The organism is Parafrankia discariae, from assembly GCF_000373365.1.
Lineage (GTDB): Bacteria > Actinomycetota > Actinomycetes > Frankiales > Frankiaceae > Parafrankia > Parafrankia discariae.
This window is the reverse complement of record NZ_KB891208.1, coordinates 35,395-59,461: the sequence shown is the minus strand read 5'-3', so window position 1 is coordinate 59,461 and position 24,067 is coordinate 35,395. Positions and strand designations below refer to the sequence as shown.

Sequence of the window (24,067 nt, the reverse complement as noted above, 5' to 3'; positions counted from 1 at the left end):
GAACGACGCATGGTGCCGACCCTGGCGGGACGGCTGCAGACCCGCCTGTTCCTACTCGCGACCGTCGGGGTGGTTCTGACGCTGCTGGTCGCCCCGTTCCTGCCCACCGAGGCCTCTGCCGGAGCGGCGTGGCGGGCGAGCTTCGGCGTGCTGTTCGCGGTCGCCCTGCTCGGGCTGGGCTGGGAACTCGCCTACCACGGGCTGCAGCAGTTCCGCTGGGAGAAGGACTGGCCGACGATGTTCGGCCTGCTCACCGCGGTGAACGAGGGCCTGCTGGTGTGGCTGGTGGCGCGGGCGGGCGCCGTTCCGGGTGCGGACGAGATCGAGGGAAAGGCCTTCCTCGTCCATTTCGGGCTCGTTTGGCTGGCGGTGTGGCTCTGCGCGAACGGCCCGATGCGCGTCCCGTTCCTGCGGTGGCGTTTCCACGGTGGCCGGGTGCTCTGACGGCGGTGCCGCTGCCTTCCCGGGGCCATTACCACGTTCGCCGCGACCGGTGCGCCGCTGCCCCGCCGGCGGGGTCCGCACAGCGACACCGAAGGCTTCAACCAGCGCTCTCGCGGCAGGATAAGTGCGGTACGCCGTGCGCGGGTGCCGCTAGTCTGAAGATCGGTACCGTTTGCACGGCGCGGGTGGGCGGCGAAGGGCGAGGCAATGGCGGGACTAGACCGTTTCCGGGTCGTGGTCGGCACGGGGCACGGCGGGCACACGGGCGTGGTCGTCAGACTGCCCGGGGTGCTGGTCGTCGCCCACGTGGGCCGGCCCGAGACCACCGAGACGACCAAGCGGCTGCTCGCCCTGTGCGCCGAGGTCGCCGGCGAGGCCGGCACGGCGGCGACGATGGGCCGCCGCCTCGTCCGCCGCGTCGCCGGGCTGCTGGCCGACGCCGATCCGGACCGCGTGCCCGACTTCAGCCTCCTCACGACGGTCAACGACCGGGTCGCCGCGCTCGTCCACGGCGCGATGGACGTCGTCGCGACCGGCCCGTCCCCCGTCTCGCTGTCCGGGGTGGATTCGGCCACCTGGGTCGACCGCCTGCTGCCCGCCGAGATCAGCCGGCTGGAGGTCGGGCCGACCGGCACGATCGGCGACGGGGCGCCCACCGGCGGGATCGACGACCTGGGCTTCCCGCTGGACCTGCGGATCGGCGCGGTGCCGGGCACCGCGGTGAGCCTGGTGGCCGACGACTCCCCGGCGCTGCCCGTCCCGAAGGCCTCGACCGACGCGCTGCTGGCCGGCTTCGAGTCACCGTTCGAGTCGCCGCGCGAGCCGATGACCGGGGCGGCACCGATCCCCACCCCGGGCGGGCGGGTACCCGACCCGCTCTCCACCGCCCCGCCGGCACTGACCCCGCTGCTGAGCAGGGAGGAGGAGGCGCACCGGATGCGCGCGGCCGCCGAGCCGACGCAGGCCGCCGACTTCGACGAGCTCGAGGAGGACCCGCCCACGGAGCTCGCCGGGCGGGAGCCGGCGCAGTCCGGGCACTCGGGGGGACAGCACGGCGGCGGGCACGGCTCGATGGGGCACGGCTCGATCAACGCGATGGGCCACACCCCGGGCGGGCCCCCCGGCCTGCACGACGATCTCGGCGACGATCTCGACGACGACCACGACGCCATGACCCAGCTGCCGGGGCAGACCTTCACCGTCTCCGACCTCATCGAGGACGACGAGGCGCAGACGATCCTGCCGAACCCGTCGCAGCCCCAGGTCGAGGGCGTCCTGTGCGCCCACGGCCACTTCAACCACCCGCAGGCGCCCTACTGCGCCGAGTGCGGCCTCTCGCTGGCCCAGCAGACGAACCGGACGGTGCTCGGCCCGCGGCCGCCGGTGGGCGTCCTGGTCTTCGACGACGGCCAGACCGTCAACGTCGACATGGATCTGGTCATCGGGCGCCAGCCGGACCGCGACGAGGCCGTCCGCGCCGGCAACGCGCGCCCGCTGCCCGTCGAGGACGGTGAGAGCGCCGTGTCCCGGGTGCACGCGGTGATCACCCTGACCGGGTGGGACGCGGTCATCACCGACCGTGGGTCGGCGAACGGCACCTACATCGCCCCGCCCGAGGCGACGGTGTGGACCCCGCTGAACCCGCACCAGCCCGCGCCGCTCGTCCCCGGCACCCGCGTGCAGGTCGGCAAGCGGACCTTCGTCTTCAACTCGCACCTGCAGGTCTGAGCGCGCCCGGGGGGCCGGGCGACCCGGCCGGACGGGCGGTTCGCCCCTGACCGGGCGCCGTCCGTGGGTCACACTGGACGGTGATGAGCCGAGCCGACGAGGACCGAGGCGTGACCGCCATGCCGCGTGACAGCAGGACCACAGACGACGCACCCGCCGCCGCCGAGGTCGAGGTCGAGTGGGCGAGTCCCGCGGCGGCCACGGCCGGTGCGGACGACGCAAACGCCGACACCGACACCGGCACCGGCCCGGAGGGCGACGGGGGCGGACCGGCGGAGGACACGCGGGCGGACCGCGCGCCGGCGTGGGTCCGGCTCTGGTGGACGCCGCTCGTCCTGTTCGCCGTCCTCGGGCTGCTGGCCGGCGGCGCCGGCCTGCGCACGCTGCTGGACCGCCCGCCCGCCGACGACTCGGTCGACGTGGGCTTCGCCCGGGACATGTCCGAGCACCACTCCCAGGCCGTCCAGATGGCGATGGTCGAGTTCAGCCACGGCGGCAACGCGGACGTCCGCAACATGGCCCAGGACATCGCGCTCAGCCAGCAGCGGGAGATCGGCGTCATGAGCACGTGGCTGGCCGGCTGGGGCCGGAGCTCGACGTCCGCCGACACGCCCATGGCCTGGATGGCCGGGGACGGCTCCGGCTCCGGCCAGAGCGGCCACGGCGACCACGACACCGGCGGCGCGATGACCGACGGCGCCATGTCCGACGGAACCATGTCCGGCGGTGCCACGACCGGCGCGGCCACCACCGGCGGGACAGGCGAGACCGTGCGGATGCCGGGCATGGCGACCGAGTCCGAGCTGGGTGCGCTGGCGGCGGCCAGCGGGCGTGAGCTGGACGTCCAGTTCCTGACCCTGATGATCCGCCATCACCGCGGCGGCGTGGCCATGGCGCAGTACGCCTCGATGCACGCCGGCGACGACCGGGTGCGGGCGCTGGCCCGGGCGATGGTGGTCAACCAGGCCTGGGAGATCGACCAGATGCAGCGGTACCTCGAGCAGCTGGGCGCGCCGCGGGCCTGACCGGAGCCGCCCGAGGAGAGGGCCCGAAGATCCGGTTTCGAGCGCTTTGTATCGTCATATCTGACCTACCGGAAGAGTTGGGGGACGTCCCCGCCTCGCGCCTTGTGAGAGTTCCGCGTGCCTGAGATGTCCCGGGGCCAGCCCCTGCCCCTGCCCCAGTCCGCCGACCGCCATGCCCGGCTCCCCCGGGCCCGGCGACGGCTGGCCGGTGTCCGCTGGCCGGGGCTGCGGGTGGTCCGCGTCGAACTGCTCGCCGGCCTGGTCACCGCGCTCGCGCTCATCCCCGAGACCATCTCGTTCTCGGTCGTCGCCGGGGTGGATCCCAAGGTCGGCCTGTTCGCGTCGTTCACGATCTCCGTCATCATCGCCTTCACCGGCGGCCGTCCGGCGATGATCTCGGCGGCGGCGGGTTCCATGGCGCTCGTGGCGGCGCCGCTGGTCCGTGAGCACGGCCTGGACTACCTGCTCGCGACCACGGTCGGCGTCGGCGTGACGATGTTCGTGCTCGGCCGGCTCGGGGTGGCGCGGCTGATGCGCTTCGTGCCCCGCACGGTGATGATCGGCTTCGTCAACGCACTGGCCATCCTGATCTTCATGGCCCAGATGCCGCACGTCATCGGTAAGTCGCTGCCGGTCTACCTGCTGGTCGGCGCCGGCCTGGCGATCATGCTCACGGTCCCGCGCCTGACCCGGGCCGTGCCTCCGCCGCTGGTCGCCGTCGGCCTGCTGACCCTGACGACCGTGGCGTTCGACCTGTCGGTGCCGACGGTCGGCGACGAGGGCGCCCTGCCCGGCTCGCTGCCGGTCCCGGGGCTCCCGTCCGTCCCGATGACCTGGGAGACGCTGCGGATCATCGCACCGTACATCGCGACGCTCACCGCCGTCGGCCTGCTGGAGACCCTGCTCACCGCGCAGATCGTCGACCGGATGACCGACACCACGCACGACGCCAACCGCGAGGCCTGGGGCCTGGGGCTGGCGAACATCGTCAACGGCTTCCTCGGCGGTATGGCCGGCTGCGCCATGATCGGCCAGACCATGGTCAACGTCTCCTCCGGCGGGCGGACCCGCCTGTCCACCTTCGCCGCCGGCGCCTTTCTGCTCCTGCTGGTGGTCCCCCTGCGGGGGATCGTCGGCGTGATCCCGATGTCCGCCCTGGTGGCGGTCATGGTCCTGGTCTCGGTGATGACCTTCGAGTGGCGCAGCGTGGCGCCGTCCACGCTGCGGCGGATGCCGCGCTCGGAGACCCTGGTGATGGTCGCGACGGTCGCGGTGGTCGTGCCCACCCACAACCTGGCGTACGGGGTGCTGGTGGGTGTCGTGCTCTCGGCGCTGCTGTTCACCCGCCGGGTCGCGCACCTCACCGAGGTCACCAGCGTGCTCGACCCGGAGGGGGGCGAGCGCCTCTACGCCGTGAGCGGCCCGGTCTTCTTCGGCTCCAGCAACGACCTGGTGAACGCGTTCGACTACGCCCACGACCCGCCCCGGGTCGTCATCGACCTCGCCAAGGCCCAGGTCCTGGACTCCGCCGGGGTGGCCGCGCTGGACGACGTCCTGCAGAAGTTCGCCGAGCGTGGCACCACCGTGCATCTCGCCGGCGCGGCCGGCGGCACGGCGGCGATGCTCTCCCGGCTCTCGGCGAGGGGGCCGGCCGTGACTCCCGCCACCGAGCCGTGCCCGGACGAATCACCCGGCGGCACCGCGGGATCGCCTGGCAGCACCGCGGGATCGCCCGGCAGCACGGCGGGATCGCCCGGCGGTGGCGCGGGTTCCCGACCCCGAGTGACGGACCGGCCGGACGCCTGAGCCGGGCCGGGCGTGCCGCGGCGGTAGCTGGACGGGTGACCCGACACGGTCACCGGCACCGCTTCCTTGGTTTTCGTTCAGGTTGTCTGTGCAACATTGCCATCAGGACGATTGAACCTTCAAGAAGGTAGGTACCCGGTGGCAGACAGCACGCCTCACAAAAAGCGGCGCTGGCCGCTCTTCCTGGTCGGCGCCGTCGTGGCCGTGGCGGTCCTCGTCGTGGGCGGCACCGCGTTCTACATCAACGTGATCAAGGAGGACGCGCCGGAGGAGTTCACCCTCGACGATCCCGCGCCCGGCTCGTCGGCCGCCGGCTCGACCGCCGACGGTTCGGTGGACGGCCGGTGGCGGGTCGGCGACGGCTCCGAGGCCGGCTACCGCGTCAACGAGGTCCTCTTCGGCCAGAAGACGACCGCCGCGGGCCGCACCTCGGAGGTCTCCGGGACGATGACCATCGCCGACAGTGCCGTCACCGAGGCGACGTTCGAGGTGCAGATGGCCTCGGTGCGCAGCGACGAGGACCGCCGCGACAACCAGTTCCGTGGCCGGATCATGGCTGTCGACACCTATCCGACGTCCCAGTTCACGCTCACCAGGCCGATCGACCTGGGCACGGTGCCGGCCGGCGACGAGACCCGCACCTACCAGGCCACCGGGACGCTGACCATGCACGGCACCGCCCGCGAGGTCACGATGGACCTGCAGGCCCGCCGCGCCGGCGACCTGATCCAGATCGTCGGCCAGATCCCGGTGACCTTCTCCGACTACAACATCCCGAACCCCAGCCTGCCGGGGATCTCGACCGAGGACCACGGCACCATGGAGGTCTCGCTGCGGTTCACCGGCGTCGAGGCGAACGAGTAGCTCCGCCGCGCGCCCGGCGGCCCACCCACCCGGTCGCCGACGCCCCCGACCGCCTCGGCGTACCAGGCCCGGGCGGTCGGGGGCGCGGGAGTCAGGACGTCGCCGCCGCCGGCTCGGCCACCGCCGCCGGCTCGGCCACCGGTGTGCCGGTACCGCGGGGCTGCTGCGCCGGCACGCCGTGCACCCGTTCCAGCTCGATCTCCTCGGCGTCGGGCACCCGCGGCGCGGGCTTCGTCAGGGCCCAGGTCGCGCAGACCACCGCCAGGAACAGGTAGCCCAGCGCCACCTGGCCGCTGGCGTTCCACTCGACCTTCTCGCCGTGGATCAGACCGACGAACGCCAGCGCGGCGCCGGCCGCGGACGCGATCGTCGCCTGGACGAACCGCTTGTCGATGATGAACGCCACGATCGTGCCCAGGACCAGGCCGGCCAGGACGGCCCCGTCACCGAGGACGTGCAGCCCGTGCAGCAGCACGCTGTTCGCCTCCAGGTCGTCGTCGGTGACGTTCAGCTGGACCGCCGGATTCAGGTTGGACGCCACGCCGACCGCGGTGGTGACCGTGTTGTCGATCAGCCCCGCCGCCCAGGACGCGATGTTCGGGATGATCGCCGCGACCACCGCGGCACCGTGCGCCTTCGGCGACACCTGGAAGGCCTGCGCACCGATCAACAGCCCGATGTAGAGCAGGATCGGCACGATCGCCGGCAGCGGCAGCACCGCGTTGAGCAGGCTGAACATCCCCAGGAAGCACAGCAGCGCGATGACGGCCCCGGTGGCCAGCGAGTACCCGGTCCGACCGCCGGCCGCCTTCCAGCCGGGATGGCCGATGTAGACCGCGGGCGGGAACGGGGAGCCCAGCGCCGCGCCGACGACCGCGCCCAGACCGTCGGCGAGCAGGATCGGCCGCAGGTTGTAGCTGTCCCCGGCCGACGCCGCGCTCTCCACGTTGGTCATGCCCTCGGTGAAGTTGTAGACCCCGAGCGGGATGGCCGTCGCGAGCAGCGGCGAGATGTCGGACAGGCCGTCGATCAGCTTGTCGAAGTGGAACGTCGGCAGCGAGACGGCGATGTCCTTCGCCGCGTCGCCGACCGCGGGGGCGTCCATGAAGCCGCCGATCCAGCCGATCGCCGTCCCGAGCAGCAGCGCGACCGCGCCGATCGGCAGGTTCCACGGCAGCTTCAGGTCGGTGAGCAGCCCGATCAGCAGCAGGCCGAAGACCGGCAACGCGATCCAGGCGGCGTCCCACATCTGCGCCGCCGGCCGCATCGAGATGAAGGCGATGGAGATGCCGGCGAGCGTGCCGAGCATGGCCGCCCGCGGGGCGTGGCGGCGGATGGTCGGGCCGACGAAGGCACCGATCATGACGATGATCCCGATGATGAACGCCCAGGCGAGGCCCGCCTGCCAGGCGGCCACCGGGTCCTTCGTCCTCAGGTAGATCGGCAGCATGATCACGAAGACGACGATGAACATGTGCGGCACGCTCGGCCCGTACGGCATGGCCGTGACGTCGTCCCGGCCCTCCCTGAACGCCAGCCGGCGACCGAGCCAGGCGTAGAAGAAGTTGCCGAGCAGCATCGCGATGCCCAGCGCGGGCAGGATCGCGCCGAACACGTCCCCCTTGGGGATGTTCACCACGAACAGGCACAGCGACGTCAGGACGATCACGTTGACCAGGACGTTGATGCCCAGGCCGAAGAAGGCGTTGGTGTCGCCCTTCGTCCAGTAGGGCAGGTTGAGCGACCTCTCGGCCGGCGGGCTTCCGATCTTGATCATGACGGGCACGGTCTCCCTGGGATTCAGGACGCGGCGACGGCGACGGAGGCGACGGAGGCGGGTACGGCGGAGGAGGGCGCGGCGGCGGGGGCGCCCAGAACCGCGAGGGCGTCGAGGAACCGCTCGGAGGAGGCGACCCAGCCGAAGATCCCGCCCTGCGCGGCGATCATCTCCAGGGCGACCCGCTGGAACTCGGGGAAGTAGGAGCCGACGCAGTCGGCGAGGACGAGGCACTCGTAGCCGCGGTCGTTGGCCTCGCGCACCGTCGTGTGCACGCAGACCTCGGTGGTCACCCCGGTGACGACGAGGCTGGTGATCCCGCGCGCCCGCAGGACGTCACCGAACTCGGTGGCGTGGAAGGCGCCCTTGCCGGGCTTGTCGATGACCGGCTCGCCCGCGACCGGCGCGAGCTCGTCGATGATGTCCTGGCCGTACTCGCCGCGGATCAGGATGCGCCCCTTGGGGCCCACGTCGCCGATCTTCAGCGTGGCGCCGCCCCGGTTGAGCTTGGCCGGCGGCAGGTCGGAGAGGTCCGGCAGGTGCCCCTCCCGGGTGTGGACCACGGTGAGGCCGACGGCCCGGGCCGCGGCGAGCACGGCCGCGAGCGGCTCGATCGTGCTCCGCAGCTGGGAGACGTCGTTACCCAGGCTCTCGCCGAAGCCACCCGGCTCCAGGAAGTCGCGCTGCATGTCGATGAGGACGAGCGCGGTGGTCGCCGGGTCGAACGTGTAGTCGTAGGGACGCGCACTCACGGTGAGCGGTGCTGTGGGTGTCATGGCGTGTCTTTCGCGCGAAGGGATGGGAGATCCCCTCCGGCCGGCCGGCGCGGGGCCCGGACGAGGGCCGCCAGGAGGATCCGGTCCAGGGGCGAATCCGCTGCCGGGCGGGCGGATCCGCGCCCCGTCGGCGGTCGGACGTCCGAAGACCATCCCCCGGTGTGCTGCATGCACGTCAGGGTCGAGCGCGGTCGTTTCAGCTCACGTCCTGTTACGTAACACGGCGATGAACATGTATCCCGACTTGTATCCATCTCCGTATACAGATCTTGGATGACAGGTCGGCCACGGCCGGATTCGTCGCCCCGGGAACGCGTAGGGGCCCGTCGCCACAGGCGACGGGCCCCTACGCGGACTGTTCGGTTCTCCGGACTCGGCGGTCTCAGTTCTCCGGACTCGGCGATCCGCCGGTCCGGACCGGCGGACGGGTCACGCCTCGGCGAGCGCCTCCACCCGCTCCCGCTCCGGCTCCGGCTCCGGACGGGCCTGGACCGCGCCCGCCCGGGAGACCAGCGCCTCCTTGCGCGGCATGAACACCGCGACCACGGCGGCCCCGAGCATGAGCGCCGCGCACACCAGGAACCCGAGCGAGTACCCCGAGGTCAGCGCGTCGGCCTGGTTCGCTCCCGCGGCCAGCTCGCTGTCGGTGTGCGTGTCCGCGATGATCGCCAGGACGGCCAGGCCGACCGCGGCGCCGATCTGCCGCGCGGTGTTGAGCAGCCCGGACGCGAGCCCGGCGAGCTGCGGCGGCACCCCGGCGGTGGCGGCGGTCGTCACCGCGACCATGTTGATGCCCATCCCGAAGCCCAGCAGCACGAGCGGCCCGAACACCTCGCTCCAGTAGGAGCCGTGGGCACTGAGGGCACTGAGCCAGCAGATGCTCGCCGCCACGATCACCGACGCGCCGATGATCAGCGGACGGGGGCCGAACCGGCTGACCGTCCGGGAACTGATCTGCGATCCGACAATGATCATGATCGGCATCGGCACCAGCGCCAGGCCGGCCTCGAGCGGCCCCTGGCCCTTGACCTGCTGCAGGTACAGGGTCAGGAAGAAGAACAGCCCGAACATGATCGAGCCCATCACGACGCCGATCATGTTCGCGTACCGCAGCGCCCGGCGTCGGAAGATGCCCAGCGGCACCAGCGGGTTCGCGGCACGCGACTCGATGATCAGGAAGGCCGTGAGCAGCACGGCCGCGGCCGCCAGCCAGCCGATGGTGACCGGCGAGCCCCAGCTGCTGGACTCCGTCCGCACGATGCCGTAGACCAGCGCCGTGAGCCCGGCCGTGACCGTGAGGGTGCCGGGAATGTCGAGGTCGCTCACCCCGCGAGCCTGGCCGCGGGACTCGATCAGCGCCGCCCGCGCGCCGACGATGAGCACCAGTCCGATCGGCACGTTGACGAACAGCACCCAGCGCCAGTCGGCGATCTCCGTCAGCACGCCCCCAGCGAGCGCGCCCATCGCACCGCCACCGGCCGCGGTGGCGCCCCACATCCCGAGTGCCCGGGCGCGCTCCCGCGGATCCGGGAACGAGGTCATCAGAATGGTCAGCGTCGCGGGCGCGAGCACCGCACCGCCGAGCCCCTGCACGGAGCGGGCGACGATCAGCATCGTCTGGTTGTTGGCCAGCCCGCCGACAAGGCTCGCCGCCGTGAACAGGGTGAGCCCGGAGATGAACACCCGGCGCCGCCCGAACAGGTCCGCCGCCCGCCCGCCGAACAGCAGCAGACCGGCGAAGGCCAGCGTGTAGGCGTTGACCACCCACTGCAGGCCCGACGCGCTCAGCTTCAGCTCGGACTGCATGGACGGCAGCGCGACGTTCACGATCGAGATGTCCAGGACGACCATGAACTGCGCGAAGCAGCACACCGCCAGCACCGCCCAGGCCGGCACCCGCCGGCCCCGGCCGGCCGGGGCTGCCGCGGCGGCCGGCTGCCCCTCGGGCTTCTCCTCCGCTTTCTTTTCCGTCTTCTCCGCGGCGATCCGGCCCGGCTCGACCGCCTTCTCTCCGGCGGCACCGCCCGGCGCGACCGCGGTCTCCGCGTTCTCATCCGCGACCGCCGCGGCCTGCGCTTCGGCTTCGGCTTCGGCTTCGGCTTCGGCTTCGGCTTCGGCTTCGGCTTCGGCTTCGGCTTCGGCTTCGGCTTCGGCTTCGGCTTCGGAGGAAGTCTCGACCGCGGGCTCGGAATCCGCTTCGACCGTGGCTTCGGATCCGATCTCGGGCTCGGACCTGGCCTCGACGTCGGCCTCGGCCGGGCTCTCCCCCGCGGCCTCCTCCTCGATCACCGCCGCGTCAAGGACCGCCGCCTCGGGCGCCGTGGCTTCGGGTCCCACCGCCTCAGACGCCACGACCTCAGACGCCGCGACCTCAGGCGTTACGACCTCAGGCGCCGCCGCCTCGCTCGGCGTGTCCGGCGTCTCCGTGCTGGTCTTCCCGCCGGCGGACGTCCGCCCGCCCGCGGACCTCGCGGACCCCGCTCTCGGCTTGCCCCTGCTCTTCGCCATCGCGCCCTCCCACAGCCGCGCCGGTCGTCGATCTGGCGGCCGCGCCGGCTCGCGACCAGGCCCCCGTACACCGTACGGACGTGCGCCCGACCCTACGTCGTACGCTGTACGGAAGCCAAACCGTATCCGGGGAGCAACGTGCGATGAACACCACATCCGTCGACCCGGCCAAGCCCCACGGAACCGGTGACCGACCGGTCACCAGCCGGGCCGGGCTGTCCCGTGAACGGATAGTGGCCGTGGCACTGGAGATCGCCGACGCCGAAGGGCTCGAAGCGGTCTCGATGCGGCGCGTCGCCGCCATGCTCGGCGTCGGCACGATGACGCTCTACACCCACGTGCAGGACAAGGAAGCGCTACTGGAGCTGATGCTCGACATGCTGACCGCCGAGCACATCCTCGCCGACACCGGCCCGGACTGGCGCACCGGCCTCACCCTGATCGCCCGCCTCACCCGCCAGAGTCTGCTGCGTCATCCCTGGGCGCTGGCGCTCGGCCTGCGCCCCGCCCTCGGGCCGAACAAGCTGCGGCACATCGAGCAGTCCCTCGCCGTCGCGGCCGGGCTCACCACCGACCCGGCGGCCCAGCGAACCATCGTGCACGCGGTCGACGACCTGGTCGTCGGCTGCGCGATGCGGGAGCTCGCGGCGCGGGCCATCGAGGCCGACGTCCCACGCCCGCTGTGTGGGCTGCGGCGGCGCATCGACGCCGAGCCCACCCTGCGCGAGCTGCTCCACAGCGGAGAGTTCCCGCACCTTGCCCGAATGCTCGCCGGGGACGCCCCCTTCGCCTCCGAACGCTTCGAACAAGCCCTGACCTGGCTGCTCGACGGCATCGAACGGACCTACCACCCGGCTCCGTCCAGAAGCGTGGCGGGTGAGTGAGTCCATGGGCCCCGTCACCCGCCACGCATCCACGGGGGTGGGGCTGAGGCAGGGTGAATTCGGTGGGAAGGGGGCGGACCGGTCTTCACGGAAACGGTCTGAGCGGCTACCTTCGACGAGGTGAGCACCGTCGGTCAGCACGCCGCCACCAGGCAGGGCTCCGCGTGACCACGGCCGCGTCCCGGATGAGCCCGGCCCTGCCCAGGCGGGTGCGGCCTCCGCTGGACGGCGACCCGACCTCGATCGGTCCCTATGCCGTCCTCGGCCGGATAGCCGAGGGCCCGGGCGGGCTCGTTCTCCTGAGCCGTGCCGTCGGCGGCACCCGGGTGGCGCTGCGTGTCCCGGAACCAACCACGACCGGCGAACAGGACTCGGCGCGGCTGCGACGCGCGTACCTGCGTGAACGCTTCGCCGCGGCCGTCGAAGGCGTCCGGGCCGCCGCCGGCCCGCACCGCTGCGCGGTCCTGGACTCGGGAGTCGTCGGCGGCGGGCCGGCCGCGCCGTCGGGGTTCGCGGGCCTGCCCTACCTCGTCACCGAGTTCGTCGACGGGCCCACCCTCGCCCAGGAGGTCGCCGAACGCGGGCCGCTCTCGCCCGCCGAGCTGCACGTCCTGGCATCGGCACTGCTCGACGGACTGCGGGCCGCCCGGCGGGCCGGCGCCCAGGCCCGGGAGCTGTGCGACCCGACCGCCGACGACATCGTGCTCTCGCTCACCGGCCCGCGGCTGGTCAACCTGGGTCTCGGCGCGACCGCCCGACCCGGCGGGAGCGAGGGCCGGGGCGGCAACGGCGGCGGGGCGCCGGACCGGGCGGTCGCGGCCTGGGCCCGTGCCGTCGCGCTCGCCGGCACCGGACGCCTCCTCCCGCCCGGCTGGCCGCACAGCACCGGACCGGACGACCCCACCACCGCCGCCGTGCTCCACGCCATGCCACACGGCCAGGTGCGCACCGCGCTGCGGGACGCCCTCCCGAACGCGAGTGACACGGACGGAAACGGTGCCACGGAACGGGACGCCGCCGGGCTCGCCCGGCTGGACGGGTTGCGCGCCCGCCTCGACGGCCGTCCCGGTGCGCCGGCGCGCGGGCGCCGCCGTGTCGGATCACGGTCGCCGGTTCGCCGCCCTCCCGGTGCCGTCGGGGCCGGTGGCACCGGGAGGGTCGACGGTGCCGGCAGGGTCGACGGTGCCGGTACCGGCGGCGGGGTCGGGGGTGCCCGTTCCGGCGGTGCGGCGCGTGGGCCCGGGCGCTGGCGGCCGGTCGCGGCCGGGGTGATGACCGCGGTCACGGTGGTCGCGGTGGCGGCGTCCACGGGGCCCTCGTCAGGGCCGACCGCCGTCGCCGCCGGTGCCACCGTGCCGCTGGCGGGTGCCCCGCGCGGCGCGCCTGTCCCGACGCCGGACCTCGCGCCGGATCCGCCCGGCGACCGGCGGCATCCCGCGACGGCGCGGGTGGCACCCGCACCGCCACCCGCGGAACCGGACCCACCCGTCGTCGAGCCGGCCACGGCGGAGCAGACCGCGATCACCGGGCCGGGCACCCCACCGGGTCAGCTGTCGAGCGGTCCCACCGCGGCCGGCGGAGCGGTCAGGGCCCCGGCCCCGCCCGATCGTCCGGGGCTGTCACGCCTCGCGGTCGCCGCGCCTCCACCGGAGCCGGCGAGCGCCCCGCACGCCTCGGTCCCACCGGCCGCCCCGATACCCCCGGCCGCCGCCGCGGGCGCCGGTCCGGCGGCCGCCGACCCCGGCCCGGCCTCGACCTCGCCGGCGCCACCGCCACCGCCACCGCCGACCAGCGGTCTCACTCCCGTTCAGATCGGCGTGGTCCCGCTCTCCCCGCGCTGATCTGACGGGAGGCGCCGAGGCCTAGTCCCGGACGGCGCCGGCGGGCCAGACGACGTGGACCGGCTTGTTCCGGCTGCGCGCGTACGCGACGACGTCCGCGGTGCCGGCGTAGTCGCGGGCGGGCTGGCCGTCCCAGACGGCGATCAGCTCGTCCGCCTCGTCGACCAGGGCCTCGCTGGCCGCCATCAGCGCCGGCAGGTCCACCTCGGGGGCCGGCAGCGCGTGCACGCGCGTGGCGGCGGCGCGCAGGCGATCGTAGTCCGCCCGGTGCTCCGATGGGAGGAACTCCCGGTAGTCCCGCGCGGGCTGAACGGCCACGAGCCGGCCGCCGAGCCCCAGCACCAGGTCGGCGAAGGTGCTGTCGGCCCCTTCGGCGAGGCAGCTCACTCCGACCAGCTCAGCGGCCCGGTGCCGGCCCAGCAGCCGACGCATCTCGGCGGTCGTGAACGTCTCGACCTCCGGCGGCAGGACACGGTGCCCGGTGATCCCCACGACAGCCATCTGTGCAGGTGTTCCTCTCGCTCCGCTCCCCGTCACAGGGTGCTCCGTCCCTGGGCGGCGAGCGCGAGCCGCCGGGCCTCCCCTCGGGTGGGCGCGTCGCCCCACCCGGATCTCCGCACGAATCGCAGCGTATGCGGGGCCCTCCGGCGCGGTGGTTGCTTCGGGCCAGATGTGGCCGCCTCGACGATCTCGTTAGCGAACCACCGGTGTGCGGGCGGGACAGCCGGCGAACTCGTGCGGGACGGCGGTCAGGGCTGACCGAAGGCGCCGACCGTGAGCTGGTGCACGGCCGGATCCCGACACGTCTCGACACCGGCCGGCAGTGCCGCGAGCAGGCTGGCCCGGTTGTCCGGCGGGTACACGCGCAGGTTCGCGCCGCGCACCGCCTGGCCGGCTTCCTCGCACCCCGGGAGCAGCCCGACCTGGGTGATCGCCAGCGTCGCGCCGGTGCTGCCGCCCGGGGGCAGCGTCACCGGGGCACCGGCCGGCCCGCCGCGGTCGGCCGCCGCCCCGATCTGGCCACCGCCGGCGTCCACCACCGACACGCCGGGATAGCCGACGAGCCCGCAGGCGCCGGGTCCCGTGTTCCGGAGCACGATCCGCGCGTAGACGTGACCCGCCGCGCCCTGGACGTCCTCCAGGGAGACCGTGAGGCCGGTGGACGCGCAGGTCGGCCCGGTACCACCAGCACCCGTAGTCGAGGTCCCGGTGACCGGACCGGCCGGGGTGCCCGCGTCCGGCACGGCCGTCGGGCGCGCGGTGGACGGACTCTCGGCGGACGCGGTCGGTGGCCGGCTGGTCCCGGAGACGGCCGGTGGGCCCGGCGGGGCCGACACCGCCTGGTCCGCCGGCCCGTCCGACCCACCGCAGCCGGCGACCGACGCCGCGAGCGACAGCGACGCCACGATGAGCATGTTTCGGCCTGTGCGCATAACGGCCTGCCTACCCCACGCCGACCGCCGCGGACCAGGGCCGGTCGGCCAGCAGGCATCGCTCCGTCGGCGTCGTGGGTGACCGAGGAGGACCACGGGGCGGCCGGCGGGGAACGCCTCACCGCCGGCCTCGGTTCAGAACGCCGCGGACTGCCGTCAGGAGCCGAGGAACGGCTGGCCGGCGACCAGCTCCGACTCCGCCCCGTCGACACCGACCGGGACGTCGCCCTCGAGGGTCACCCGGTAGAGAACCCGGTCGAAGTCGAGGTGACCGAGGTCGGACGGCCCGAGATGCGCCGTGGCGCGGTTGTCCCAGAAGGCGATGTCGCCCGGGTTCCACCTGAACCGCACCGTGAACTCCGGCCGGGCGATCTGCTCGTAGAACAGTTCGAGGACACGGTGGCTCTGCCGGGCGGACAGACCGATGATCTCGTTCTCCCGCGCGGTGAAGCTGGGGCTGACGAACAGGGCCCGCTCACCGGTCTCCGGGTGTACCCGGACCACCGGGTGGATGGCGACCAGCGGGTTCGACGCGATCCGCTTCCCGTACTCGCTGCCGTCGAAGACCTGCAGGTTGAAGCTGTGCCGCGCGCGCAGGCTGTCGGCCAGTGTCCGCAGCGGCTCAGGCAGGGCCTGGTAGGCGGCGACCAGGTTCGTCCAGGCGGTGTCGCCGCCGTAGGGCGGGACGACGTCGGCGCGCAGGATCGATCCGGCGGGCGGGTTGACCAGCGCCGTCACGTCGGTGTGCCACCCGTTGTCGTGGGTGACCTTCCGCTTGCCGACGAACTCGGCGTAGCGCCGGCGGTCAACCGGCAGGATCTCGGGGAACCCCTCCGGGGGCGTGCTCTCGTACGGGTGAGCGGGGGTGAGCCTGCCGAAGCGCCGCCCGAACGCCACATGTTGAGCGTGGTCCAGGTTCTGGTCGCGGAAGAACACCACCTTCCAGGTCAGCAGCGCGGACCGGATCTCGGCGACGGTCGCGTCGTCGAGCTCCTCCCGCAGGTCGACACCGTGGATCTCGGCGCCGGTGTGGCCGGACGACGGCCGGACGTCTATCAGTGCCTGGACTCGGCTGGTCATCGTCACATTTCCCTTCGGGCGGTGAAGACGTGCTGGAAAACGAGGAAAGACCGCCCGAGAACGCGGCTCGGAACAGGCTGGCGCGACACCGGGAGTCAGGAATGATTCCGAACACGCGACACGCAGGCCGGTCACCCTCCCGACGACGGGGCGCGGGTGGGTAAAAGGTGGTGGAGCGCGTTTTACGGGCCACCGGGGCGACAGGGGAGGCCCCGGCCAGCGTTAATCCACCAGGAATGGCAGAAGTTCGGTGTTCCGAGTGGGCGGCGGGCGGTCAGCCGGCCGGTAGACAGAGCGCGCTGGCGACGCGACGGAGATCAACATGAGCACGACGAACAAGGCGCGGGCGCTCGGCCATGAACAGAACGTAGGTATTGGCGACACCATTTGTCAACCACTTTGGTAGAAATAGCGTTCTTACGCCCCCGCCAGGTCCGCCGCTGCCAGGTGTCACCCGGTCACGGCCACGCGGCGCGGGGGCGGTCAGCGCCCGTCGCGGGACGGGCGCCGTCCCACCGGGGCCGGAGGCGGGGAGACAGCCCCGATCCGCTGCCGGTAGGCCGACGGGCGCTCGCCGCAGTACTGGGCGAACGCCCGGGCGAAGGCGCTCGGACTCTCGAAGCCGACGGCGGTCGACACCTCGAGCACCGACCGGGCGGGGTCGGCGAGCAGCGCCATCGCCCGCAGCAGCCGGGCCTGCACCAGGTAGTGCCGCCACGACAGGCCGAGGGCGGTGCGGAACAGGCGGCGCAGGGTGCGTTCCGAGACGCCGACCGCCCGGCCGACCTCGGCCACGGAGACGGCGTCGAGGTGGCGCTGGGTGTAGGAGATGGCCGCGGCGACGACCGGGTCGGACGAGGTGGGCAGGCTCAGCGGAGTCTCGTGGCCGAGCGCCTCGACGACGAGGTGGCCGAGCGTGCGGAAGAAGCCGTCGGACAGCGGATCGCCGCTCGGGCGGGTGATCGGCCAGCGCCGGGCATAGATGATCATCTCCCGGACGAGCGGCGGCACGGCGAGGATCCGGGCGCGGTCCCCCGGCCGGTCGATCAGCCGGGTGTCGAACAGCACGGCGATCGAGCGGACCGCCGAGTCGATCGTCACCTGGTGTTCGAGCCCGGCCGGGATCCACGCGGCCTGCCGCGGCGGCAGCAGATAGTGGGTGCCGGCGGTCTCGACCTCGACCACCCCGGAAATCGCGTACTCGATCTGGTGCAGGTCGTGCGAATGCCAGCCCGTGACGAGGCGATCACCCTCGTAATGATGGCTGCCGCCGAGGAGACGGGCCCCGCGCCGCAGGTCGACCACGCCGACACCGACCGGTTCAGGACCCACGCCGACCGGTTCAGGACCGACGCCGACCGGTTCAGGACCGACGCGGGACGAATGCGCGGCGGTGACCATGTTGTGTAACAGTAGTTGAAATTCCCGCCGGCCACGCCGCTATGCGGTCAGGGCCCGCACCGGCATGATCCGGACCTGGCACACCGCGGCTGACCGTTTGGGCCGCATCCCTGACCGGACAGAACATCGACGCCGGCGTTTGGTCTGAATTACGCTGTCTCCCATAGCACTGTCCGTCGTTCAGCGCTCCGCCGGGCGACGAGGATCACAACCACGGCTCGGCGACGGGAGGTGGCCACCCGGCTCCCGCGCGCGCCGGAGTGCGCGCGCCGGAGTGCGGTACCGCCACCGGAGACATCGACCCGCCTCCCGTAACGACCTGTTGGTCCACGGCGACCGGTCCGTTCACCACGGACCGGTCCACAGGGAGAGGAATCCGGACCATGCACATGGACGACATGATTCTGCTGAGCATCGACGATCATGTGATCGAACCGCCGGACATGTACAAGAACCACGTCCCGGCGAAGTGGCTCGATTCGGTGCCGAAGGTCGTCCGGAACGAGGCCGGGGTCGACGAGTGGGTGTTCCAGGGGGAGAAGACGTCCACCCCGTTCGGCATGGCGGCGACCGTCGGCTGGCACCGTGAGGAGTGGGGGTTCAACCCCGGCGCCTTCACCGAGTTACGACCGGGCTGTTTCGAGGTCCACCAGCGGGTCCGGGACATGAACGCCAACGGCGTTCTCGCCTCGATGTGCTTCCCGACGATGGCGGGCTTCAACGCCCGCACGTTCTCCGAGGCCCTCGACAAGGACCTGTCGCTCATCATGCTGCAGGCCTACAACGACTGGCACATCGACGAGTGGTGCGGCGCCTACCCGGGCCGGTTCATCCCGCTGGGCATCGTGCCGATGTGGGACGTCGACCTCGCGGTGAAGGAGATCCGGCGGATCGCCGCGAAGGGCTGCCGCTCCATCAGCTTCCTGGAGGCCCCGCACGCGCAGGGCTGGCCGAGCTTCCTCTCCGGTCACTGGGACCCGATGCTGCAGGCCCTCGTCGACGAGAACATGGTGCTCAGCCTGCACATCGGCGGCGCCTGGGACATCGTCAAGCTCGCCCCCGAGGTACCGATCGACCACATGATCGTCATTCCGTCCCAGCTGACCATGCTCACCGCCCAGGACCTGCTCTTCGGCCCGACGCTGCGACGCTTCCCCGAGCTCAGGGTGGCCCTCTCCGAGGGCGGCATCGGCTGGATCCCGTTCTACCTCGACCGCGTCGACCGGCATTTCCAGAACCAGAGCTGGATCGACAACGACTTTGGCGGCAAGCTGCCCTCCGAGGTGTTCCGGGAGCACTTCCTGGCCTGTTACATCACCGACCCGGCCGGGCTGCACCTGCGCGAGCAGATCGGCATCGAGACCATTGCCTGGGAGTGCGACTACCCGCACACCGACACGACCTGGCCCGAGTCGCCGGAACACGCCTGGAACGAGCTCCGGCAGGCCGGCTGCCGCGACGACGAGATCCACAAGATCACCTGGGAGAACGCCAGCCGGTTCTTCGGCTGGGACCCGTTCTCCCACACCCCCAGGGAGCAGGCCACCGTGGGCGCGCTGCGCGGACTGGCCGCCGACGTCGACGTCACCCGGATGTCGCGCGAGGAGTGGCGCAAGCGCAACGAGGCCGCCGGAATCGGCGTCTTCTGACCTCCGGCCGGTGGGAGCCCCGAACCGGTGCTCCCGCCGGCGCCGGGATCAGCCCGCCCCGACCCGTGGATGGTTCACAAACCACGGGCTCTCCTCCCCCATGCGTCCTCTTTCCTGACGGGCCGCGGCGACGCGCCGGCCGACCTGCGCGTTCGTTCCCAATATTGGCCGACGCTTCATCGCGGGGAAACCCGGCCCGGCCGTGATTGTCGGAGAGGGCCGAAATGCTGGTGGCAGCATGCCCATCCGACCGCCCTGCCCATGCTGCGGTCAACCAGGAGGACGTGGTGAGGAAGAAAACGCGCATCCGTCGGTTCTCGCTCGTGATCGGCGGCGCCCTGGCGCTCGTCGTCGCGCTGCCGACGATTGCGCTCGCGGCACCCCCGGCCGCACTGCCCGGAAACGCCGACACCCTGGAACAGACGTACCAGCCGGCCTACGACTACGACACAGACGGGTGCTACCCGACGCCCGCCATCGGGGCGAACGGAGTCGTCAACGGGGGACTCAACCCGTCCGGCGCGCTCAACGGCGGCTGCCACGACCTGGCCGACCTCAACAACACGAACGGCTACGCCCGTTACAAGTGCAACAACGGCTGGTGCGCGATTCTGTACGGCCTCTACTTCGAGAAGGACCAGGCGACGATCGGCGGCCACCGGCACGACTGGGAGCATGTCGTGGTCTGGGTGCAGAACAACCAGGCTCAGTACGTCTCCACCTCGGCCCACGGCAACTTCAACATCTACCCGCGGAGCCAGATCCGCTGGGACGGTAACCACCCGAAGATCGTCTACCACAAGGACGGCGTCAGCACGCACGACTTCCGCCCCGCCAACTCCGGCGACGAACCCCCGGAGAACGAGCTGCACACCTGGCGGTACCCGACCCTCGTCGGTTGGAACGGCTACCCGGCCGGGATTCGTGACCAGCTGAGCGCGGCCGACTTCGGCAGCGCGATCTTCGGCCTCAAGGACGGCAACTTCAACTCCCACCTCGCCGCCGCGATGCCCGCGGGCATCTCCTTCAACCCGAACGCCTGACGGCACGGGCCCTGGTTCCGCCACGGCGGGTGGGTGGGACGGCCGCCGCCCCACCCACCCGTCCCGGCCGCCGGGCCCCGTACGGCGATCCCCACGCGGCGATCCCCACGCGGCGATCCCAGCACGACGGTTCCCACACGGAGCAGACTCCGCACGGCAGGACCCCGCCACCGGGCGGTGAGCCGACCACGGACTCCCGCCGGCCGGCGCACGCGACCGCCATCCCCCCGACAACCTGCGATGATTGTGAAGTGCGGCCACAGTCGCGCTGACGACAGCTTTTCCCCGGGCCACAGGCATTGCCAGCCGACCGGAAAAGCCTACGATCATTAATTGTCGCGTGGGGGGGCCGATGGCCGACCAGACAGTGATCGGCAAAACAGGGCGGGTGACGGGAAAGATAGCTCCGGGCATGGTCGGCGAGGTCATGCTCCCGGTGCGAGGCGGCTCTGAGGCATTCCACGCTTACGCGGCCGACGACGGGGTGACCTTCGCCGTCGGCTCGCGGGTTCTCGTCGTCGAGTATTTCCCTCCTCGTACCGTGCTGGTGATCAGGCTGTGACCGCTGTCGGGGCCGCCCACCGGCCAACGGTGCCCCGGCGCGCCAACCGCTGCGACCCGCCGCGGGCCGGCTGACGCCTGTTGACCAGATCTCCCGTGGGGTGAACCGGAGGCATGATGATCACAATCATCGCGGTGGCGGTCGGCATAGTGCTGGCCGTCGCGTTGTTCAAACTGATGTGGCGGGTGGCCGAGCCGAACGAGGCCCTCATCATCTCCGGGATGCGGGCGTACAAGGACCCGAACGACGCCGTGGCCGAGAGCCTGGGATTCAAGATAGTCACCGGAAAGGGCGTGCTGGTACCGCCGGGCGTGCAGACCGTCCGCCGGATGTCGCTGGATCTGCGGGCCGCCCAGCTCGGCATCGAATGCGTCACCCAGCAGGGGATCCCGGTCGGTGTCCGGGGTGTGGTCATCTTCAAGGTCGGTGACGACTACGCGTCCATCGCGAATGCCGCCCGCCGTTTCCTCGACCAGCAGGACAAGATGGACACCCGGGTGCACAACGTTTTCGCCGGCCACCTGCGCGCCATCGTCGGCCAGCTCACCGTCGAGGACCTCATCCGGGACCGGGAGAAGCTGACGCAGCTGACCCGGGCGAGCTCCGGGACCGAGATGGAGAAGCTCGGCCTGATCGTCGACTCGCTGCAGGTGCAGGAGATCGACGACCCGACCGGCTACATCCGCAACCTCGGGCGCCCGCACGTGGCCACCGTCGCCGCCCAGGCCAGGATCGCCGAGGCGGAGGCCGACCGGGAGGCCACCGAGCAGGAGCAGATCGCCCTGGCGCTCAAGGCGGAGGCGAACCGCAACAGCTCGATCAAGCAGTCCGGGTTCCAGGCCGAGGTCGACGAGGCCGCCGCCCGGGCCACCCAGGCCGGCCCGCTGGCCGAGGCCACCGCGCACCAGCAGGTCGTCGTCGAGCAGACCAAGGTCGCCCAGCTCGCGGCCGAGCTGGAGGAACAGCGCCTGCAGGTGTCCGTGCGCAAGCCGGCCGACGCCCGCGCCTACGAGCAGACCACGCTGGCCCGCGCCACCCGGGACGCCCAGATCAGCTCGGCCGAGGCGGCCGCCCGCCAGATGGAGCTGGCCGCCGCCGCGGACGCCACCCGGGTCCGGACGGAGGCGGATGCCCGGGCGCAGCAGGTGCGGGTCCTGGCGAGCGCCGAGGCGGCCTCGACCCGGGCGATCGGCGACGCGGACGCCCACGCCAAGCGGGCCGTCGGGTCGGCCGAGGGTGACGCGATGCGGGCCCGCGGCCTGGCCGAGGCCGAGGCGATCAAGGCCCGCGCCGACGCGCTCGCCGTCAACCAGGACGCCGTCATCGGCCAGCAGCTCGCCGAGCAGTGGCCGGCCATCGTCGAGGCCGCGGCCAAGCCGTTCGGCGCGGTCGACCAGCTGATCGTCCTCAACGGCGCGGCCGGCCTCGGCGAGGTGCTGACCCAGGCACTCTCGCAGGGCGCGGCGGGCCTGCAGCTGGCCCGCTCCCTGCTCTCCGGCGGCACGCCCGGCGCCACCCCGGCCGCATCCACCACACCCACCGCGCCGGGCACACCGGCGAACGGCGCACCGGCGAACGGCACGAGCAGGCCGGCGGACAGGTGACAAGCAGGCCGGCGAGACATGCGTGGAAGCCCGGTCGAGAATCAGGGAGGACATAGACAGCTGTCAATGGCTGCGGCATGCTGTGCCCATGACGACGACGCAGTCGGAAGCGACCAGCGGCTCGGACGCCGACGCTGCCGCTCACGGCGACGCTGCCGCTCACGGCGACGCTGCCCCTCGCGTTGACGCTGCCGCTCACGGCGACGCTGCCGCCGACGCCCCGCCGCTCCCGCCCGGACCGCTCTCAGCCTGCTGCACACCGCTGACGCAGGCACCGCTGTCCGCCGAGGACGCCGAACGGCTCGCCGCCGCGCTCAAGGCCGTCGCCGTCCCCGCCCGGCTGCGCCTGCTGTCGATGATCTATGCCGGGGCCGGCGGCGAGGCGTGTGTGTGCGAGCTGACCGAACCGCTCAGGCTGACCCAGCCCACCGTCAGCCACCATCTGAAGATCCTGGTGGACGCCGGCCTCGTGACCAGGGAGAAGCGGGGCGTGTGGGCCTACTACCGGGCCGTGCCCGACGCCCTGGCCGCGCTGGCGGCCGTGTTCACCGCGCACCGGTGAAGCCCGCGCCCGGCCGGCGCCATCGCCGACACCAGGGTTCCGGCAGATCGAGCGTGCCCGGTCGATCTTGGCCGATCCCGGTCGATCCCGGCCGAACGGACTGTGCGCAGTGAACCGACCGCCCTGGCGACGAGGTCGCATACCGACGATCGCCGGCTGGGCGAGTGTCGTCTGGCCGCCTTCCTACGCGCCTGAGCTGAACCCGGCCAAGGGTGTCTGGTCGTAGCTGAAACGCATGCAGTACCGGCCGGGAATTCTCGTCGGGTTCCTCACCGAAACCGGACCGACCCGTAAAGGCCTCCGATAAACATAACTTCACACGTTAATCTTCAGTAACTATTCAGCTATTCGCGCATGGTCGCCGGAGCGGTTTTCGGTGCCCGGTCGGAGTCCGCGGCCCGGGGCTCGACCTCGTCGAGGTAACGCTCGATGAACTCGATCGTCTCGGCGTGGAAGGTCGACAGGCCGATCGTCTCCTCCATGGCGATCATCCGTGGAGTACTGATCATGAGAAATATGAGGGCTTCCGGAGGCGCCGTCCCCGCTGGCCGCCCATAATCACCCGATCTCTCCGACACCGCGGCGAGGGCGAGTTCACGGGCCTGTTCGCCCGCCTTCGCGAGTTCGGCCCGGATCGTCTTGTGGTGATTGGCGAGTGCCATGAATTCCGCCATGAGCGCCGCTCTGGTCCTGTCGCCGGCGTGCTCCCAGACCGCGCGCAGGGGCGGGGACGTCTCGAGCGAGGTGGCCAGCCGGGCGATGTTGTGCTCGATGCCACGCCGGACCAGGGCGACCAGGAGGTCCTCAAGGGTCGGGAAGTAGTACTGGACGAGCCCGGCGGTGACCTCGGCCTGGGCGGCGACGCCCCGGTAGGTCACGGCGGCGTAGCCCTGCTCGAGCATGAGGTTCTCGGCGCAGTCCAGCAGCAGCGCGCGTGTCTTCGAGGTGACCGCGCCGACGCGGCGGGGTGACGTCATCGACCACCTTCCACGAGGATGCCGGATCTGACGCACGACGCTATCCGACAGTGGGCCGGTCTTCGATCCGCGAACGGTCAGGTGCGGCCACCTCGCTCCGCGC

The 24,067-nt window shown here is 72.1% G+C and carries 21 protein-coding genes; 12 read left to right on the top strand and 9 right to left on the bottom strand.

What is annotated here, in order from left to right; genetic code table 11:
• The first annotated feature begins 9 nt into the window (after window positions 1–9).
• The 5 genes from B056_RS0111700 to B056_RS0111680 all read left to right on the top strand — a co-directional run bounded on the left by B056_RS0111700 (window position 10) and on the right by B056_RS0111680 (window position 5,867).
• Entirely contained in the window at window positions 10–444 is a 435-nt protein-coding gene (locus B056_RS0111700) for a hypothetical protein (protein WP_018502047.1), read from the top strand.
• Window positions 445–651: 207 nt separating this feature from the next.
• The gene (locus tag B056_RS0111695) at window positions 652–2,172 is read left to right on the top strand and encodes an FHA domain-containing protein (RefSeq protein WP_026239595.1); all 1,521 of its coding nucleotides are present in this window, start codon (window positions 652–654) and stop codon (window positions 2,170–2,172) included.
• Window positions 2,173–2,255: 83 nt separating this feature from the next.
• Window positions 2,256–3,197 (top strand): DUF305 domain-containing protein, encoded by a 942-nt coding sequence (locus B056_RS0111690; RefSeq protein WP_018502045.1) that lies wholly within the window; start codon window positions 2,256–2,258, stop codon window positions 3,195–3,197.
• A gap of 126 nt (window positions 3,198–3,323) precedes the next feature.
• On the top strand, window positions 3,324–5,003 hold the full coding sequence (locus B056_RS36180) for a SulP family inorganic anion transporter (RefSeq protein ID WP_230202970.1): 1,680 nt from the start codon (window positions 3,324–3,326) through the stop codon (window positions 5,001–5,003).
• Window positions 5,004–5,141: 138 nt separating this feature from the next.
• The gene (locus B056_RS0111680) at window positions 5,142–5,867 is read left to right on the top strand and encodes a YceI family protein (protein WP_018502043.1); all 726 of its coding nucleotides are present in this window, start codon (window positions 5,142–5,144) and stop codon (window positions 5,865–5,867) included.
• Between the two features lie 91 nt (window positions 5,868–5,958).
• Here B056_RS0111680 and B056_RS36175 read toward each other — a convergent pair whose 3' ends face one another.
• The 3 genes from B056_RS36175 to B056_RS0111665 form a co-directional block, all read right to left on the bottom strand.
• Window positions 5,959–7,644 carry a xanthine/uracil/vitamin C permease gene (locus B056_RS36175; protein ID WP_018502042.1) on the bottom strand — a complete coding sequence of 562 codons (1,686 nt, stop codon included), beginning with the start codon at window positions 7,642–7,644 and terminating at the stop codon, window positions 5,959–5,961.
• Between the two features lie 23 nt (window positions 7,645–7,667).
• The gene (locus B056_RS36170) at window positions 7,668–8,420 is read right to left on the bottom strand and encodes a cysteine hydrolase family protein (protein WP_018502041.1); all 753 of its coding nucleotides are present in this window, start codon (window positions 8,418–8,420) and stop codon (window positions 7,668–7,670) included.
• 429 nt (window positions 8,421–8,849) lie between these two features.
• Complete coding sequence (locus B056_RS0111665; protein WP_018502040.1) at window positions 8,850–10,928, bottom strand: MFS transporter; 2,079 nt, start codon at window positions 10,926–10,928, stop codon at window positions 8,850–8,852.
• 143 nt (window positions 10,929–11,071) lie between these two features.
• Between B056_RS0111665 and B056_RS0111660 the strand changes: the two genes are divergently transcribed.
• Both B056_RS0111660 and B056_RS0111655 read left to right on the top strand, forming a co-directional pair.
• Window positions 11,072–11,812 (top strand): TetR/AcrR family transcriptional regulator, encoded by a 741-nt coding sequence (locus B056_RS0111660; RefSeq protein ID WP_018502039.1) that lies wholly within the window; start codon window positions 11,072–11,074, stop codon window positions 11,810–11,812.
• A gap of 164 nt (window positions 11,813–11,976) precedes the next feature.
• Entirely contained in the window at window positions 11,977–13,653 is a 1,677-nt protein-coding gene (locus B056_RS0111655; protein WP_230202953.1) for a protein kinase family protein, read from the top strand.
• 21 nt (window positions 13,654–13,674) lie between these two features.
• On the opposite strand, the gene B056_RS0111650 is transcribed toward B056_RS0111655, so the two are convergent.
• From B056_RS0111650 to B056_RS36165, 5 genes are all read right to left on the bottom strand, one after another.
• Window positions 13,675–14,154: a hypothetical protein gene (locus B056_RS0111650; protein WP_018502037.1), complete on the bottom strand. Its 480-nt coding sequence runs from the start codon at window positions 14,152–14,154 to the stop codon at window positions 13,675–13,677.
• A gap of 248 nt (window positions 14,155–14,402) precedes the next feature.
• On the bottom strand, window positions 14,403–15,086 hold the full coding sequence (locus B056_RS0111645; protein ID WP_026239594.1) for a DUF4232 domain-containing protein: 684 nt from the start codon (window positions 15,084–15,086) through the stop codon (window positions 14,403–14,405).
• Between the two features lie 156 nt (window positions 15,087–15,242).
• Complete coding sequence (locus B056_RS0111640) at window positions 15,243–16,166, bottom strand: TauD/TfdA dioxygenase family protein (protein WP_026239593.1); 924 nt, start codon at window positions 16,164–16,166, stop codon at window positions 15,243–15,245.
• Window positions 16,167–16,440: 274 nt separating this feature from the next.
• Window positions 16,441–16,524 (bottom strand): putative leader peptide, encoded by an 84-nt coding sequence (locus B056_RS46015; RefSeq protein ID WP_407672358.1) that lies wholly within the window; start codon window positions 16,522–16,524, stop codon window positions 16,441–16,443.
• 125 nt (window positions 16,525–16,649) lie between these two features.
• Window positions 16,650–17,471, bottom strand: coding sequence for an AraC family transcriptional regulator (locus tag B056_RS36165; RefSeq protein WP_018502034.1), 822 nt, complete (start codon window positions 17,469–17,471; stop codon window positions 16,650–16,652).
• A 479-nt stretch (window positions 17,472–17,950) separates the two neighbouring features.
• Between B056_RS36165 and B056_RS0111630 the strand changes: the two genes are divergently transcribed.
• The 5 genes from B056_RS0111630 to B056_RS46010 all read left to right on the top strand — a co-directional run bounded on the left by B056_RS0111630 (window position 17,951) and on the right by B056_RS46010 (window position 22,987).
• Window positions 17,951–19,216 carry an amidohydrolase family protein gene (locus tag B056_RS0111630; RefSeq protein WP_026239592.1) on the top strand — a complete coding sequence of 422 codons (1,266 nt, stop codon included), beginning with the start codon at window positions 17,951–17,953 and terminating at the stop codon, window positions 19,214–19,216.
• A gap of 287 nt (window positions 19,217–19,503) precedes the next feature.
• Window positions 19,504–20,259 (top strand): NPP1 family protein, encoded by a 756-nt coding sequence (locus tag B056_RS0111625; protein WP_026239591.1) that lies wholly within the window; start codon window positions 19,504–19,506, stop codon window positions 20,257–20,259.
• A 352-nt stretch (window positions 20,260–20,611) separates the two neighbouring features.
• Window positions 20,612–20,821 carry a hypothetical protein gene (locus tag B056_RS0111620; RefSeq protein ID WP_018502030.1) on the top strand — a complete coding sequence of 70 codons (210 nt, stop codon included), beginning with the start codon at window positions 20,612–20,614 and terminating at the stop codon, window positions 20,819–20,821.
• A gap of 113 nt (window positions 20,822–20,934) precedes the next feature.
• On the top strand, window positions 20,935–22,425 hold the full coding sequence (locus tag B056_RS0111615; protein WP_018502029.1) for a flotillin family protein: 1,491 nt from the start codon (window positions 20,935–20,937) through the stop codon (window positions 22,423–22,425).
• An 88-nt stretch (window positions 22,426–22,513) separates the two neighbouring features.
• Window positions 22,514–22,987 (top strand): ArsR/SmtB family transcription factor, encoded by a 474-nt coding sequence (locus tag B056_RS46010; protein WP_018502028.1) that lies wholly within the window; start codon window positions 22,514–22,516, stop codon window positions 22,985–22,987.
• Between the two features lie 344 nt (window positions 22,988–23,331).
• Here the strand turns inward: B056_RS46010 and B056_RS0111605 are convergent, their stop codons facing one another.
• On the bottom strand, window positions 23,332–23,964 hold the full coding sequence (locus B056_RS0111605; RefSeq protein ID WP_018502027.1) for a TetR/AcrR family transcriptional regulator: 633 nt from the start codon (window positions 23,962–23,964) through the stop codon (window positions 23,332–23,334).
• Window positions 23,965–24,067 lie beyond the last annotated feature (103 nt).